Raw genomic sequence first — 15,252 nt, 5'->3', positions numbered from 1 at the left:
TATCAGATATCTATGGCAATGGGTATACCCCTGCCGGAGAATGATTGTCGACGGCTGCCTACCTGGAGACAATCAACTTGTGACAGCGTGACGTGCCGAGGCTGTCACGTCAAGCGAAACGCGCCGAATCGGTCAGAAAAGCCTGTTCAGCGCCCTCGATCAGAACTGTCCGACTTCGCTGATCTTCCAATTCCCGCCATCGTCCTTGGTCAAGGTGTACTGGACATGCGGCACCTGGGAGTCGGCGATCACGCCGTCTCGCGAGGTGCTCACGATCAGTGTGCCGACCACCACCGCGCGCTCATCGGTGAGGTCCGACAGGCCGAGAGCGTCGATCTGGCACTCCGACGCCGTCTTGGACTGTTCGATGACACTGCGGTTCGTCTTCAAGAAGGTCTCGAACTGGTCGAGCGCTCCACCGGTGAAGGTGTCGCGGGTGGACGCGGCCCACTGGTCGAGCTTCTTGTAGTCGAACTGGAAGGGCGCGCACGCGCCGGCCCGCGCCTGGCTGAGCACCTTGTCGGTCTCGCGCTGGTCGACGAACGCACGGTTGTCGCTCACGGTGACACCGGGGTGGAATGCGAGGACGGTGGCGATGACGCCGAGTACGACGGCGACGGCCCCGGTGATCGCCGCGAGCCGGAGTGTCGACGAGGTGTCGCGCGGGGGGCGCCCCTGGTTCAGGGCAGCGGCGGCGGCCTCTTCCCGGGCCGCCTTCTCCGCGGCCACCTGGCGCTTGCGCTCCACGCCGGACACGGTGGTTCCGGCGGTGTCGACGGGCTCGGTAGGGACCGTCGAGTGCTGCATCTGCGCGTCTGTGTCGGCCTGCACCGGCCTCGATACCGTGACGCGCGGCGCCGCGCGGCCCGCGACCTTCGGTGTCCGCTTTCCGGATCCGGGCTTGTTCGGACGTCCGCCGGCCATCAGTTTCCACCCTCCTGCGGCTGCGAGTCCTGCGACTGGTCCGCGGTGCCCTGGCCGGGCGCGGTCGACACCCCGGAGCCGGTGTCGGTGTAGTCGATCGGGTTCAGCGCGACCACCTTGGTCGCCTTACGCACACCGTCGACGTCGACCATCGTCAGGAGGAAGCCCATCTGTTGCTGCGCGACGGGCTGATTGGGGATCGTCGATGCGACGTTCGCGAACACCAGAACGGTGGCGGTGTCGTCGTCGGTGCTCAGCTCCGTGGTGGCGCTGCGCGTGATACGCGACTCGAGTTTGCCGACCTGTCCCCCGGAGGCCGCGACACGCTGCTCGACGTCGGCCACGACGCCGGTGTTCACCTGCTTGAGGGCATCTCCGGTGAGCGACGACTCCAGACGCTTCTTCCAGCCCGCGGTGTCCTTGGGGTCCACCGCGGTGATGTTGAGGACGGCCTGCTCGGCCGCATCGACCGACTCGTTGCGGAGCTGATCGGCCTCCGAGTCGACCGTGTATGCGCGGATCCCCGTGTAGCCGAAGTATCCGAGACACACCACCGCAGCGATGAGTGCCGCGACGGCGGCAGCCAGTGCCAAGGAGGCGATGGGCGACCGCGCGGACGCGTCGTCGGTGTCGGCCTCCTCGGTGCCGCTGGACCACCGGGACCAGAACCGCAGGGAACGCTTCGGCGCGGCTGCGTCGTCCTCGGCAGCGTCGTCCGCAGCAGCATCGTCGACGTCTGCCTCAGCGGTCTCCACCTCAGCGGTCTCTGCCTCAGCGGACTTCACCTCGACGGTGTCCGCCTCAGCGGATTCGGACGCGACGGGAGGCTCGGCGGACGTCGCGGCGTCCACCGGTTCGTCCTGCGGCTGGCTGGTGTCTTCGTGTGTCATCGAGCGCAACTGTAGTCATCGCGAGGCACGCCGTGCCAATCCGTCGCCGCCGCGGAGACGGCGACGGATCGGCCGGGCGTCACTTCGGATGCACACCCATCAGAGCGGCCAGCTGGGTCGCGAGCGGATTCAGGTTCAACTTGTCCGGATCCTTCTTCGGCGTGTTGTCCCACGGCTGTGCGATGTACGGATTCGCCAGCGCGGCGCGGTTGGCACCGCGGACCGACGTGGGGTTCCCTTCGGGCACGTTGCAGTTGGCCTTCGTGTTGAACGGGAAATCGTCGTAATTGACGTCGAAGTTCGGGTTGCGCTTCTTCATCTCGGCGATCATCGCCCACGTGCTCTCGTAGCCCTTGGTGCAGCTCACCGGGTTGCCGGTCTCCAGAACGATGCCGAAGTGGATCTGGCCGTCGCCGGGAGCGGCGCTGTGGCTGCCCGCCGACAATGCCGACAGCATCGCGAAGGTGGCACCGGTGGCGAACGACGCCGGCGCCGCCGCGTGAACGGTTCCGCCGAGCTGATGGATCAGCTTGGTGGTATCCACACCGTTGTCCTGCAGGAAGGTCGAGAGCGCGGTGCCCGCCGGCGGGCCGTTCGTCAGAATGCGGCGGATCGCCGGATCCGAACTCACCAGCTGGGCGGAGACCCGGTCGAGATTCTTCGACCATGCGAGGATCTCGTCGGACTGGTCGGCCTGCGTCGACAGCACCACATTGGAGTTCTGCAGCAGCTGCGTGATCGGTTCGATGTTCCGGACGCCGTCCTTCGACAGCTTGTCCAGTGACGAGATCAAGTGCGTGAGGTCCTCGCCCTTGCCGTTGAACGCCGTGCCGAGTTCCCGGATCACACTGCTCAGCTGATCGACCGGAATGGTCTTGGTGAGGCTGATCGTGTCGGCGATGACGTCCTGCAGCTTCGGGGGCGTCTCGGCGCCCTGGATGCGCGATCCGTTCTCCAGGTAGGGCCCCGCGCTCGTCTTGGGCTGCAGGTCGATGAACTGCTCACCGATCGCCGATCGGTTCGCCAGCACCGCCTGAGCCGAGGCGGGGACCTTGGGTGCGCCGGAGTTCATGTCCAGCGTCACGTCCACGCCGTTCGGCACCATCTTCATGTCACCGACCAGACCCACCGGCACTCCCCGATAGGTCACCTCCGCGTTGGTGAAGATGCCGCTCGCGTCGGGCATGTGCAGGGTCACCTTGTAGGTGGAGACGCCGACCAGCTTGTCGAGCCGGGCGTACTTGGCACCGACGTAGACGATCGCCAGCACACCGATCACCACGAAGACGATCAGCTGAATCTTGACGAGACGACTGGTCACTGGTCACCACCTCCGAGCATCCGCAGCGGCCCGTCCAGGAAGTTCTCGTCTCCCGACGGCATCGGCGAGTACTGAGCCTTCTTGTCCGACGGCTTCTTCTGCACCGAGTTCTTCTGGCCCGACTTGCTCTGGGCGGTCCCCGACGACGGATTCATCGGGTACGTGCCACCCGACGGAGGAGTGTTCGGACCCTTCCGCGAGTTGGCCGCCGGCGGAAGCAGCGAGATCGTCGGCCAGCCCCAGCGGGGTCCGTTGCCGTTGATGTACGGGTTGTTCGGGTCGATCTTCGGCGGGCTGACGGTCGGCGCCTGGTACACCGGCTTGCCCTGTCCCACGCCGAGCGCTTCGAGCTGATTCAGCAGCCGGAGGTCGAGGGTCGCGAACAGGTTGGTCGAGTCGCCGTGCACACCGGGCAGCAGATCGTCCGGGAAGGGATGGGTCAGCATCAGCGGCAACGCGGTGACCGCGTCCTGTGCCGACTTCGCGAGCTCCGACAGGATCGGGCGCAGCGCCTTCAGGTCGGTGATGATCTGATCGTGCGCCTTGCCGAGGATGTCGGTGCCGACCTGGCCCAGATCGTCGAGCTTGGTGAGCAGGTCAACGAACTGCGGGCGCTGCTCCTCGAGCACCTTCACACCCGCAGGCAGTTGGTTCAGGATCCGCTCGATCTGAGCCGTCTGCTGATTGGCACGCGCCGACAGCTTGCTGACGCCGTCGATCGCGCTGATGATGTCGTCGCGCTGCTTGTTGAGGCTGTCGATCAACTTCTCCGACTGCTTCAGCAGCGAGCGCACCGTGTTCGGCCGGTCGCCGAGCGCCTCGTTCAGTGAGGTGATGATCGGCTCGAGCTGGTTGATGCCGCCGCCGTTGAGCAGCATCGACAGTGCGCCGAGCAACTGCTCGATATCGGTGACGGTGCGGGTGCGGTCCGATTGGATGGGTTCCGACTCGGGCTGACGCGGCGTCTGCGCTGTCACGCCCTGCGGCTCGGACAGCGCCACGAACTTCTCGCCGAGCAGGTTGGTCTGCTGAACCGAGGCCGAGGCCTCGTCGGAGAGATCGACGCTGTTCTTGACCTTGATCGTCACCAGCGCATCCCAGGCACCGGTGGGCACCTCCACCTTGGTGACCTGGCCGACCGGAATGCCGTCCATCTTCACGACCGACTGCGGGACCAGGTCCAGGATGTTGTTGAACACCACCTTGTAGGTCCGCGGGTTCGACCCCACGTCCACACCGCCCGGCAGAGGTACCGACTGGATACCGGAGCAACCGGTGGTCACCGCGAGAACGGTCGCGAGTGCGGCACCCATACCGGCGACGCGGGCTCGCGTCGACAGTTTCACCTTCATCGCTGTCCTCCAGGAAGACTCGGGTCCGGATTGCCCGGGACGGTACCCGGTGCCGGGTTCTTCTGCTCCTTGTCACCGCTCATGATTCCGAAGGGCAGCACCGGCAGCACCGGTTCCAGAACGCCCTTCGTGATCTGCGTGGCGACGTTCTTGCAGTTGTTGACCAGCGGCGCGAGCTTGCGGCTGAAGTCGACGGCCATCGGATTGCCCGGCAGCAGCTTGCCCAAATCGAGCAACCGGCAGCCGGCGGCCAGCGGGTCCTGCAACTCCGGGATGTTGACGCGCATCGCGACGGTGCCCGACTCCGCGTCGTAGGCGTTGATCAGGTTGCTGATCGTGACCGGCAGGACGGTGAGGATCTCGAGCAGGTGATCCTTGTTGTCCAGCAGCGCCTGACCCGTCGGCTGCAGGTCGCGGACGGCCTGACCGATCTTGTCGTTGTTGTCGGAGATGAACGTCGCGACATCGCCCAGCGCGTACGACAGGCTGTCGAGCGCCTTGCCCAGCTGGTCGCGCTCGCCGGCCAGGAAGGTGTTGAACGAGGCCATCTGGCTGTTGAACTGCCGGACCTGCGCGTCGTTCTCCTTCAGCGCACCCACGAAGACGTTCAGGTTGCGGATCGTGCTCATCAGGTCGGTGCTGCCGTCGGACAGCGTTCCCGCGGCCTTGGACAGGTTCGTGATCGCCTCGCCCAGCTTCGCGCCGTTGCCGTCCAGATTCTTCGAGAAGACGTCCACGAAGTCCGTGACGGCACCGTTCTGATTCGCGCCCTCGGGTCCGAGCGACTTCGACAGCTTCTGAAGGTTGGCGTAGATCGCGTCGATCTCCACCGGCACCTTGGTCTGCTTGGTCGACAGCGTCACGTCGCTTCCCGCCTGCGCCCCGCCCGAGTAGGCGGGGGTGAGCTGCACGTAGCGGTCGGCGACGATCGACGGGATGATCTGCACGGCCTTGACATCGGCCGGGAGCTTCACACCGCGGTTCACCCGCATGTCGACCTCGACCACGTCGCCGCGCGGGGTCACGTCGGTGACCTTGCCGACGTCGACGCCGAGCACCCGGACGTCGCTGCCCTTGTAGATGCCCACCGCGCTGGTGAACGTGGCGTGCACCTTGGTGGTGCCGATCAGGGTCGACGCCCACCAGCCGCCTGCGGCGATGATGAGGACGAGCACCAGACCGAGTGCGCCGTAGACGATGTTGCGCTTGTTGAACAGACCGGAGGTCTGACCTGACTCCGTCATCCGCCGGCCCCCGTTCCACCGTTGTTCAGATTCTTAGTCATGTTCGGCAGCCTGGTCGTGTTCTGCTGCGGCAGTGCGGGCGGCAGCAGGTTGGTGACCGTCGCCTCGAACCAGCGACCGTTGCCGAGCACGTTCGCGTAGACGCGGTAGAACGGCGCCATGTACGTGATCGTGTCGCGCAGATTCTTGTTCTGCCTGGTCAGCATGTCGGTCACGCCCTTGAGGGAATCGAGTGCGGGACCGATCTGCGCCTCGTTGTCCTTCACGATGCCGCTGAGCGACTTGCTCAGCGTGGTGGTGCTCGCGAGCAGAGCCGAGATGCTCTTCTGCCGGTTGTTCAGTTCCTTGAGCAGGACGCCGGCGCCGGCGATCAGCCGGGTGAACTCCTCGTTCCGGTCCGCGAGGATCTTGGAGGCGTCCTTGGTCGCCTTCAGCAGCCGCTGCACCTCCTGGTCGCGGCTCGCGATCGTGTTCGACAGCCGCGAGATGCCGGTCAACGACGAGTTGATGTCGTCGGCGTTGGTGCCGGAGAAGGCGGCCGACAGCGTTCGCAGCGACTTCGCGACCTCGTCGGTGTCGACGTTCTCGATCTGATCGGCCGCGTCACCGAAGGCCTCGATGACGTCGTACGGCGCGACCGTGTCGGTGAGCTTGACCCGGGGGTCGGCCAGTTCGCTGCCGCGCGGGTTCAGCGCCAGGTACTTCTGGCCGAGCACCGTCTTGATCTGGATAGACGCCTGCGTCTGGTTGCCGATCCAGGTGTTGTTCGCGGTGAAGGTGACGTCGACCTTGTCGTTGTCGAGCGCGACCTCGGTCACCTCGCCCACCTTGACGCCGGCGACACGGACCTCGTTGCCCGCCTTGAGCCCGGCGGCCTCGGAGAACTGCGCGGTGTAGCGCGCGCCCGCGCCCAGCAGCGGCAGGTCCTTCAGGTAGAAGGACGACACCGCGGCCATGATCAGGATCAGCAGACCGAGTGCGCCGATGCTCGTCGCACTCCGTCGGCCGGCGAACCGTCGGCTCTTCTTAGGCGTCGTCGGAACTTCCGGCTGCCCGTCGGGTGTGTTCTGTCGGTCGGTCATGCTCACCCCCCGGGCTTCATGTCGCGCCAGCATCGCGTGGCGGCGCTGGTGTAGAGGACGTGGTTGATGTTCGGCAGCGGCACCACCGGCTGCGTCAGCAGGGTGGACTTACCGTTGCCCGCGACGACGTCGATGCCGCACAGATAGAACTGGAACCAGGAGCCGAAGGTCGCGGCCCGGCCGATCTTCTGCAGCTTGACCGGAAGGTTGGTCAGCGCCTTCTCGATGTCGTCGTCGCGCGAGTTCAGCTGGTCCGACAGCGACTTGATCCCCGCGATGTCGCCCTGGATGGCCGGTCGCGTCTTGCTCAGGATCGAACCGGTCACCGTGGTCAGGTTCGACACCGACGTGATCGCCGATCCCACCGACCCGCGCTGAGCCGCGAGCCCGGTGATGAGCTTCTCGGTGTTCACCAGGAGGCTGGTGAACTGGTCGTCGTTCCGGTTCACCGTGTTGAGCACCTTGGTCAGGTTGGTGATCATCTCTCCGATCACCTTGTCCTTGTCGGCCAGGGCGTTGGTGAGTCCGGCGGTGTCGCTGATCAGGTCGCCGATGGTGGTGTCCATGTCGCCCTGGAAGACCTTGATCATGGTCTCGGCGAGCTTGTTGATGTCCTCCGGGGTGATCTGCTTGAACAGCGGACGAAAGCCGTTGAACAGCTCGGTCAGGTTCACCGCGTCGTGCGTGCTCTGATGCGTGGGCGAGTTGGTGAAGGTGTATCCGGCGCCGACGGTGTCGTTCGCCGATCCGGGCCCCTTCTCCAGCGCCATGTAACGCAGTCCCGTCAGGTTGCGGTACCGGATGAACAGCTGGGTGCCCTTGGGCAGCCGATCACGGTCGGCGCTGAATCCGACGAGCGCCTTGTTGCGGTCGGTGATCTCCACGCTCTCGACCTGGCCGACGCGGACGCCCGCGATGCGGACATCGTCGCCGGGGTTCAGCATGGCCGCGTCGTCGAACACGGCTTTGAAGCTCGCCTTGCCGCCGGAGCCGGCGTTGGCGATGGTCAGACCGAGCATCGCGGTGGCGAAGATCGTGATGAGGGCGAAGATGATCAGCTTCACCAGGGGTGCGACGACGCCTCTCATTTGACGGTCACCTGCGCTCCCTGCAGCGATCCGGCACCGATGGAGGTGACCCACAGCGGCACCTGCTCCGGGCTCACACCCGACGACGCCCCGTAGAGCACCTGCATCTGGCGCTGGTAGTCGGTCTCCGACACGGTGCCGCTCGGCGTGCCGCTGAACTGCGGCTGAGGCAGATCCGGCCAGGTCTTGGGACCCGGGTTACGCGACGGCGGCTGGTACGAGCCGTCGGGAACACCGCCGCCGGGGTACTGCGGGAACGGGCGGCCGTTGGTGGCGGGCTCGTAGCAGCGGGCGGGCGGATCCACCCACAGCAGCCGGGGCTCGTCCTGGTTGGGCAGGTACCGGCCGCGCGGGTTCACGAACTGCAGGTTCACGTGGACGCCGGGGTTGGCGGTGCCCTTGCCGACGATCGGGCCCACCTTCGGGACGATCGTGGCGAAGTTGTGGAACATGCAGCCGAAGGTCGGCGACTGGCGCGCCGCAGCCTTCAGGAAGGGCTCGGAGTCGATGAACAGGTTCAGCATGTCCTTCTTGTTGGCCTTGAGGAACTTGGTCGTGTCCACCGCGGCCACGCTCAGCGTCTGGATGGTCGACCGAAGATCGCCCTGCCGCTCCACCACGGTGTTACCGGTGATGCGCAGGTTGTCGAGCGCGTCGATGATGTCCGGCACCGCTTCGGAGTAGGTCTGCGAGAACGACGCCAGTCCGCGGATGGTGCCCTGCAGATCGGTCATGTTCGCGTTGACCCGCGTGAAGATCGTGTTGAGCCGATCGACGATCTCGCCGATCTGGTGGCCCTTGCCGCCGATCGCCTGCGAGATCGCGCTCAGCGTCACGTTGAGGTCCTCCGGCGGGATCGCCTTGATGACCGGGAGCAGCGCGTCGAAGAGATCCTCGACCTCCTGCGAGTTGCCCTTCGGGTCGGTCAGGATCACCGATCCGTCCTTCAGCGTGCCGCCGTCCGAGCTCTCCGGGATTTGCAGAGCGATGTACCGCTCACCGAACAGTGTCTTCGGGAGCACCCGGGCCGTGGTGCCGTCGGGGAGATTGTGCATCTGGTCGGGATTGATGCCGAGTTCGACGTTGACCTTGCCGCCGGGCTCCACGTCCACATTGCGCACCGAGCCGACGACCACCCCGTTGGCCTTCACGTCGGCGTTCTTGACCAGCGAGTTGCCCGCGTTGTCCGTACGCAGCGTCACCGTCGAATAGTCGTCGAACGTCCCCCGGAACTTGAGCACCGAGACCGCCAGCAGACCGATGACGACGACGAAGAACAACAGGCCCAGGAGCCTGCGTTTGAGCGTCCCCACGTTTCCTAACCTCCCACTCGGATCGACGTGGTCGTACCCCAGATCGCCAGGCCCAGGAAGAAGTCCATCACCGCGATCAGCACCAGCGCCGTTCGCACGGCGTGACCGACGGCCACACCCACGCCGGCGGGCCCGCCGCTGGCGAAGTAGCCGTAGTAGCAGTGGATCATGATGATGACGAACGCGAATATCAGCACCTTGCCGAACGACCACAGGACGTCGACGGGTGGCAGGAACAGATTGAAGTAGTGGTCGTACGAACCGGTCGACTGACCGTTGAAGACCGTGTTCACCACGCGCGAGGCGAGGTAGGCGGCCATCAGGCCGAGCACGTACAGCGGGATCACGGCGATGAAGCCGGCGATGACCCGGGAGCTGACGAGGAATGGAATCGACGGCACCGCCATCACCTCGAGCGCGTCGATCTCCTCGGAGATCCGCATGGCGCCGAGCTGAGCGGTGAAGCCGCAGCCGACCGTCGCCGACAATGCGAGACCGGCCACCAGGGGTGCCACCTCACGGGTGTTCACGTACGCCGACAAGAAGCCGGTCAGTGCCTGCGAACCGATCTGGTCGAGGGCCGCGTAGCCCTGCATACCGACCACGACGCCGGTGAATCCCGACATCAGGACCATCACGCCGATCGTGCCGCCGATGACGGCCAGACCTCCCGAACCGAAGGCGACCTCGGCCAGCAGGCGCATCACCTCTCGGGTGTAGTGCACCAGGGTCCGCGGGATCCAAGCGAGCGTGCGCGCATAGAACGACATCTGTTCGCCGGCGCCGTCGAGGAGCTTGAGCGGACGCCCGAGCTGCTTGCGGGTCTCGTAGAGCAGGTACTCCGGCCGGCTCTTGGCGATCGTCACACCACGAGTCATCACTAACCTACCTTCGGCGGAACGATCTGCAGGAAGACCGCAGTAATGATCAGGTTGGCGAAGAACAGCAGCAGGAAGGTCACGACGACGGACTGGTTCACCGCGTCACCGACGCCCTTCGGGCCGCCCTTCGGATTGAGGCCCTTGTAGGCCGCGACCACACCCGCGATCACACCGAAGATCACTGCCTTCAGCGTCGAGATGTATAGGTCGGGCAACTGAGCGAGCGCGCCGAACGAGGCGAGGTACGCACCCGGCGTACCGCCCTGCACGACCACGTTGAAGAAGTAGCCACCGCCGATGCCGACCACGGCGACGAGGCCGTTGAGCAGGACTGCGACGAGCACCATCGCCAGCACGCGCGGCACCACCAGCCGCTGGACCGGGTTGATGCCGAGCACCTCCATGGCGTCGATCTCCTCACGGATGGTCCGTGAGCCGAGATCGGCCGCGACCGCCGAGCCAGCGGCTCCCGCGACGAGCAGCGAGGTCACCAGCGGCGATCCCTGCTGCACGACGACGAGCACCGACGCCGCACCCGTGTACGACTCGGCGCCGAGCTGCTTGATCAGCGAGCCGGTCTGCAGCGAGACGATGGCGCCGAACGGAATCGCGATGAGCGCGGTCGGCAGAATCGTGACGCTGGCGATGAACCAGGCCTGCTGAATGAATTCGCGCAACTGGAAAGGCCGCACGAAAAGCTGGCGGGCGACGTCGACGAACAACTGGACGATATTGCCGGTTTGGGCAAGCGCGCCCTCACCGGCCTTCGCCAGTTTGTCGACGCCACGCGAGGTGGCACTCGTCATGCCTGGGTACTCCCCTGTCCATCAGACTGGTTGACGGCGGTCTCGATCGCAGCGGTATCGATCGGTTGCGTCTGAGCATCGTCAGCCGCGGTGGCGAGAACGTCGGTCGGACGTTCGATCACCTGGGTGTCAGCCTGGTCCTGCGCGGCCTGTACTGCCGCGGGGTCGCTGAAGTCGGTGTTGGCGAGGGCCACGAGCGTCGCAACGGACTCGGGGGACTGCGCGGCGCGCTCGTCCTCCTCGGCGATCGACGCGCGGATCGCGGCCTGAGCGTTCTCCGGCAGCGAGGGCAGCATGGCCAGCACGTTCGCGCGGTGGCGGATGGCCGCCTTGCGCACCGGCATGCCGGGGTTCGGCTGCACCTGCGCGATGATCTCGGAGAAGTCGTCCTTGGTGCCGCCGCCGGAGATACCCGCGGCCTGCATTGCCGCCTCCGCCGCCGCGACCGCCTCGTCCTTCTCCTCGGACATGCCGATGGGACCGAACCGGTCGCCGGAGAGGAACTGCTTGACCACCGGCTGCTCCGAGGTGAGCAGCTGCTCGCGCGGGCCGAACATGACGAGTTCCTTGCGGAACAGCATGCCGATGTTGTCCGGAATGGTGCGGGCGATGTTGATGTTGTGCGTGACGATGAGGATCGTGGCGTCGATCTCGGCGTTGATGTCGATCAGCAGCTGCGAGATGTATGCGGTTCGCACCGGGTCGAGGCCCGAGTCCGGCTCGTCGCAGAGGATGATCTCCGGGTCCAGGACCAGTGCGCGGGCCAGGCCGGCGCGCTTGCGCATACCGCCCGAGATCTCACCGGGAAGCTTGCCCTCGGCGCCCGCGAGACCGACCAGCTCCACCTTCTCCATTACGATGCGGCGGATCTCGTCTTCCTTCTTCTTCGTGTGTTCACGAAGCGGGAAGGCGATGTTGTCGTAGAGCGTCATCGAGCCGAACAGGGCGCCGTCCTGGAATAGGACACCGAACAGCTTGCGGATCTCGTAGAGTTCCTTGGCGGAGCACTCGGTGATGTCGGTGCCGTCGATGACGACCGAGCCCTGCTCTGGATGCAGCAGGCCGATCAGCGTCTTGAGGAAGACCGATTTACCGGTACCGGACGGACCGAGCAGGGCGTTGACCTCTCCGGCGGGCAGCGTCAGCGAGACGTCTCGCCAGATGTTCTGTGAGCCGAACGACTTCGTCAGTCCCTCGACCTTGACCTCAACACCCACAGTGTTCCTCCAGACCTTTCTAGGTACCACGTAGGTGAGGCGAGGCGCCTCGCTCCCCCTACAGAGTCTTCGCAGCCACCGACCTGGGACGGCTGTGGCTGCGGTCACTCTAACGCACCAGAGGTTCAAGTCACACTTCGGAGTCGGGAGCCGAACTCTGCTCCGAAGTTGCTGTACCCGCTAGTAACATCTTGGTGGCCTGAGAATACCCAAAGAAGCGGCGTGGTCCAAAGCGAACGCCGATCTGAAGCGAGATACCCGTCACACCAGCGGAAAGTGTGCCCAGCGGCCCCTCAGTGGCCCGCGATGTCGGCCCGGCCCCCGGCCCGCCTCGGGCGAAGACCACCCGCCCTGGGGTCGTTCAGCGGCCGCTCCGGCGGTCGCTTCGGCCGTCTCGACAACCGCCTGAGAGAACGACGAAAGCGGGGCTCGCAGGTATCCCTGCGAGCCCCGCCTCGGCGATCGCCTATGCGGCGATCTCGTGATCGTCGATCAGATCACTTGAGCGAGATCGAAGCGCCGGCCTCTTCGAGCTTGGCCTTGGCAGCCTCGGCGTCTTCCTTGCTGACCTTCTCCAGGAGAGCCTTCGGGGCACCCTCGACGAGATCCTTGGCCTCCTTCAGGCCCAGGCCCGAGACGACCTCGCGGACGACCTTGATGACCTGGATCTTCTTGTCGCCGGCCGACTCGAGAACGACGTCGAACTCGTCCTGCTCGGCAGCGGCCTCGGCAGCGGCGGCCGGAGCACCGGCGGCGGCGACGGCGACCGGAGCGGCAGCGGTGACCTCGAAGACCTCTTCGAACTTCTTCACGAAATCGCTGAGCTCCAGCAGGGTCAGTTCCTTGAACTGCTCGATGAGCTCGTCAGCGGTGAGCTTCGCCATGATGGCGTCCTTCCGTTAGATCCCCGCCGGAACGGGGGCGCCTGCGTCGCAGGCTGGTTCATGGGTGATCGGCCGGAGCCGAAGTGGAGAGTGCAGTGAGCTACGCGGCTTCGCCGCCGGCTTCCTGCTTCTCCTGCAGGGCCGCGGCGAGCCGCGCGACCTGCGATGCGGGCTGGGTGAACAGCCCTGCGGCCTTTGCCAAGTTGCCCTTCATGGCGCCCGCCAGCTTTGCCAGCAGGACCTCACGGGTCTCCAGGTCGGCGATCTGCTCGATCTCCGCCACGGACAGCGCACGGCCGTCCATGAAGCCGCCCTTGATGACCAGGTTCTTGTTGTCCTTGGCGAACGTCTTGATCGCCTTGGCGGCCACAACCGGCTCACCTTCGATGAAGGCGATCGCGGTCGGACCGGAGAACAGGTCGTCGAGACCCTCGAGGCCCGCCTCAGCAGCGGCGCGCTTGACGAGGGTGTTCTTGGCGACGGAGTAGGTAGCGCCTTCGCCGAGCGAGCGACGCAGCTCCTGGAGCTGCGGCACCGTCAGTCCGCGGTACTCCGTGATCACAGCAGCGGTGGAACCGTTGAACTGCTCGGTGATCTCTGCAACTGCAGAGACCTTGTCAGCCTTAGCCATACTTCGCCTCCTCTCGTGTCACATTCGTCGTGCCCCGGCGTACCGGGGCACCTCTGTCCAGAGAATGCAGTGGGAGGCGGGGCGCTCGACGAGGGGTCCGCGAGAAATGAAAAACGCCCCGGGCAGGAGGCACGGGGCGCGCACAGCACGGCACGAAGGCCGTGAGATGGTCTCACCACGTTCATCCTGCGTGGGCCGCCGACTCGCATCGGGCCTTCGATCGGAAACACTTCCGACAACCAACGGTCTCTGGTTGAACTGACGCAAAGTGTCCGACCTCGTCGGACTCATTGCACCGGCTAATAGGCTAACCGGCATGAGCCCCGATTCCAAATCGGCCGAGGTGCAGGCACAGGACCGAGCCGCCGCCGCACAATCCGCGATCGCCGCTCGCCACCTGCGCCGGGTCGGCGGCTGGCTGCCGTTCACCCGCATCGGCCGGGTCGCCTGGCCGATGCCCGGACGACCGCTCTCGCGCGAGCGCCTGACAGCGTCATGGAACTACTGGTGGCAGGCCCATCTGGTGGACCTGCTCGTCGACGGCGCCGTCCACCGGGAGGACCGGCGCTGCGCCGACGACGCCGCGGCGCTGCTGCGCGGGATCTGGGTGCGGAACGTCGCGCACTGGACCAATGCCTACTACGACGACATGGCGTGGCTGGGCCTGGCTCTCGAACGCGCCGGTCGCCATCTGCACGACACCGCGGGCGCATCGCACCGCCGGGCGCTGCACACGCTGCGGGACCGGATGCACGACGCGTGGTCACCCGAACTCGGCGGCGGAATCCCCTGGCGGACCACCGACTCGTTCTTCAACACCCCCGCCAACGGTCCGGCCGCGATTCTGCTGGCCCGCACCGGCCGACCCGACCGTGCCGTGGAGATGGCCGATTGGATCGAACGCGAACTGCGCCTGCCGTCGGGATTGATCGCCGACGGCGTGTGGTCCCGGCCGGACGGCACGCGTGAGCTGGACTCAACGGTCTTCACCTACTGCCAGGGCGTCGCCCTCGGTGCCGAGACCGAGGCCTTTCGCCTCACCGGTTCACCCGTGCACCTGGACCGTATCGACCGGATACTGCGAGCAGTCGGCGACCGCATGACCGTCGACGGTGTGATTCGCGGCGCCGGCGGCGGGGACGGCGGCCTCTTCGCCGGCATCCTCGCCCGCTATCTCGCACTGGTCGCGACAGACCTTCCCCGTGAGGCGGCGGGCGCCGGCGAACTGCGTTCAGCGGCGGCGGGACTGGTCCTCACCGCGGCACAGGCCGCGTGGGACAACCGCGCCACCGACCCGCAGGGACTGCCGGTCTTCGGACCGGACTGGCACAGGCCGGCGCGTCTGCCGGACGCGACCGGCGCCGCGGCGCAGAGGATCGGCGGCGCAGTCAAGTCGTCGAGCGTCCCCGAACGGGATCTCTCCGTTCAGATCTCGGCCGGAATCCTGCTCGAGGCGGCTGTCTCGGTCACGATCGGGTCAAGCGAGCACACCGGTTCGGCAACCCCGGATTAACGATCTGGCTGTGCATCGTTTTAGATTAGGGAGGACGCCCGCGTGACTCACGCCACACCGATGCGCTCGGGCCGACTCCAGCCCGCACTGTGACGAATGCAAAGGG

At 66.0% G+C, this 15,252-nt stretch carries 14 protein-coding genes; 1 reads left to right on the top strand and 13 read right to left on the bottom strand.

What is annotated here, in order from left to right; translation table 11 throughout:
• Positions 1-159 precede the first annotated feature (159 nt).
• From ACK8HH_RS03195 to rplJ, 13 genes are all read right to left on the bottom strand, one after another.
• A complete protein-coding gene (locus tag ACK8HH_RS03195) occupies positions 160-924 on the bottom strand; it encodes a hypothetical protein (protein ID WP_346074727.1) in 765 nt (254 codons plus the stop codon).
• Positions 924-1,814: a hypothetical protein gene (locus ACK8HH_RS03190; RefSeq protein WP_062367415.1), complete on the bottom strand. Its 891-nt coding sequence runs from the start codon at positions 1,812-1,814 to the stop codon at positions 924-926. The genes ACK8HH_RS03195 and ACK8HH_RS03190 overlap by 1 nt, the downstream gene beginning before the upstream one ends.
• Before the next feature lie 79 nt (positions 1,815-1,893).
• The gene (locus ACK8HH_RS03185; protein WP_412475531.1) at positions 1,894-3,135 is read right to left on the bottom strand and encodes an MCE family protein; all 1,242 of its coding nucleotides are present in this window, start codon (positions 3,133-3,135) and stop codon (positions 1,894-1,896) included.
• Positions 3,132-4,487, bottom strand: coding sequence for an MCE family protein (locus ACK8HH_RS03180; RefSeq protein ID WP_062367416.1), 1,356 nt, complete (start codon positions 4,485-4,487; stop codon positions 3,132-3,134). Before ACK8HH_RS03180 ends, ACK8HH_RS03185 begins: the two co-directional genes overlap by 4 nt.
• Entirely contained in the window at positions 4,484-5,731 is a 1,248-nt protein-coding gene (locus ACK8HH_RS03175) for an MCE family protein (protein ID WP_006894405.1), read from the bottom strand. Before ACK8HH_RS03175 ends, ACK8HH_RS03180 begins: the two co-directional genes overlap by 4 nt.
• Complete coding sequence (locus ACK8HH_RS03170) at positions 5,728-6,813, bottom strand: MlaD family protein (protein WP_006894404.1); 1,086 nt, start codon at positions 6,811-6,813, stop codon at positions 5,728-5,730. The genes ACK8HH_RS03175 and ACK8HH_RS03170 overlap by 4 nt, the downstream gene beginning before the upstream one ends.
• Positions 6,814-6,815: 2 nt before the next feature.
• Positions 6,816-7,901: an MCE family protein gene (locus ACK8HH_RS03165; RefSeq protein ID WP_006894403.1), complete on the bottom strand. Its 1,086-nt coding sequence runs from the start codon at positions 7,899-7,901 to the stop codon at positions 6,816-6,818.
• The gene (locus ACK8HH_RS03160; protein WP_006894402.1) at positions 7,898-9,214 is read right to left on the bottom strand and encodes an MCE family protein; all 1,317 of its coding nucleotides are present in this window, start codon (positions 9,212-9,214) and stop codon (positions 7,898-7,900) included. The genes ACK8HH_RS03165 and ACK8HH_RS03160 overlap by 4 nt, the downstream gene beginning before the upstream one ends.
• 5 nt (positions 9,215-9,219) lie before the next feature.
• Positions 9,220-10,092 carry an MlaE family ABC transporter permease gene (locus ACK8HH_RS03155; RefSeq protein WP_045536585.1) on the bottom strand — a complete coding sequence of 291 codons (873 nt, stop codon included), beginning with the start codon at positions 10,090-10,092 and terminating at the stop codon, positions 9,220-9,222.
• 2 nt (positions 10,093-10,094) lie between these two features.
• Complete coding sequence (locus ACK8HH_RS03150; protein WP_006894400.1) at positions 10,095-10,901, bottom strand: MlaE family ABC transporter permease; 807 nt, start codon at positions 10,899-10,901, stop codon at positions 10,095-10,097.
• The gene (locus tag ACK8HH_RS03145; RefSeq protein WP_045536583.1) at positions 10,898-12,118 is read right to left on the bottom strand and encodes an ABC transporter ATP-binding protein; all 1,221 of its coding nucleotides are present in this window, start codon (positions 12,116-12,118) and stop codon (positions 10,898-10,900) included. Before ACK8HH_RS03145 ends, ACK8HH_RS03150 begins: the two co-directional genes overlap by 4 nt.
• 497 nt (positions 12,119-12,615) lie before the next feature.
• Positions 12,616-13,002: a 50S ribosomal protein L7/L12 gene (gene rplL, locus ACK8HH_RS03140; RefSeq protein WP_006894398.1), complete on the bottom strand. Its 387-nt coding sequence runs from the start codon at positions 13,000-13,002 to the stop codon at positions 12,616-12,618.
• A 100-nt stretch (positions 13,003-13,102) separates the two neighbouring features.
• Positions 13,103-13,633 carry a 50S ribosomal protein L10 gene (rplJ, locus tag ACK8HH_RS03135; protein ID WP_006894397.1) on the bottom strand — a complete coding sequence of 177 codons (531 nt, stop codon included), beginning with the start codon at positions 13,631-13,633 and terminating at the stop codon, positions 13,103-13,105.
• 316 nt (positions 13,634-13,949) lie between these two features.
• Between rplJ and ACK8HH_RS03130 the strand changes: the two genes are divergently transcribed.
• Positions 13,950-15,146, top strand: a complete 1,197-nt coding sequence (locus ACK8HH_RS03130) for a glycoside hydrolase family 76 protein (RefSeq protein ID WP_045536580.1) — start codon at positions 13,950-13,952, stop codon at positions 15,144-15,146.
• Positions 15,147-15,252: the final 106 nt, after the last annotated feature.

Origin of the sequence: Gordonia sp. LUNF6 (assembly GCF_047041125.1) — a bacterium.
Lineage (GTDB): Bacteria > Actinomycetota > Actinomycetes > Mycobacteriales > Mycobacteriaceae > Gordonia > Gordonia sihwensis.
The sequence above is the reverse complement of the archived record's forward strand: the minus strand, read 5'-3'. Positions and strand labels throughout refer to the sequence as shown.

Bases quoted from the DNA above. Each gene is read 5' to 3' on its own strand.
- ACK8HH_RS03195 (WP_346074727.1), bottom strand. From the start codon at position 924: ATGGCCGGCGGACGTCCGAACAAGCCCGGATCCGGAAAGCGGACACCG.
- ACK8HH_RS03190 (WP_062367415.1), bottom strand. From the start codon at position 1,814: ATGACACACGAAGACACCAGCCAGCCGCAGGACGAACCGGTGGACGCC.
- ACK8HH_RS03180 (WP_062367416.1), bottom strand. From the start codon at position 4,487: ATGAAGGTGAAACTGTCGACGCGAGCCCGCGTCGCCGGTATGGGTGCC.
- ACK8HH_RS03175 (WP_006894405.1), bottom strand. From the start codon at position 5,731: ATGACGGAGTCAGGTCAGACCTCCGGTCTGTTCAACAAGCGCAACATC.
- ACK8HH_RS03170 (WP_006894404.1), bottom strand. From the start codon at position 6,813: ATGACCGACCGACAGAACACACCCGACGGGCAGCCGGAAGTTCCGACG.
- ACK8HH_RS03165 (WP_006894403.1), bottom strand. From the start codon at position 7,901: ATGAGAGGCGTCGTCGCACCCCTGGTGAAGCTGATCATCTTCGCCCTC.
- ACK8HH_RS03155 (WP_045536585.1), bottom strand. From the start codon at position 10,092: ATGACTCGTGGTGTGACGATCGCCAAGAGCCGGCCGGAGTACCTGCTC.
- ACK8HH_RS03150 (WP_006894400.1), bottom strand. From the start codon at position 10,901: ATGACGAGTGCCACCTCGCGTGGCGTCGACAAACTGGCGAAGGCCGGT.
- rplL (WP_006894398.1), bottom strand. From the start codon at position 13,002: ATGGCGAAGCTCACCGCTGACGAGCTCATCGAGCAGTTCAAGGAACTG.
- rplJ (WP_006894397.1), bottom strand. From the start codon at position 13,633: ATGGCTAAGGCTGACAAGGTCTCTGCAGTTGCAGAGATCACCGAGCAG.
- ACK8HH_RS03130 (WP_045536580.1), top strand. From the start codon at position 13,950: ATGAGCCCCGATTCCAAATCGGCCGAGGTGCAGGCACAGGACCGAGCC.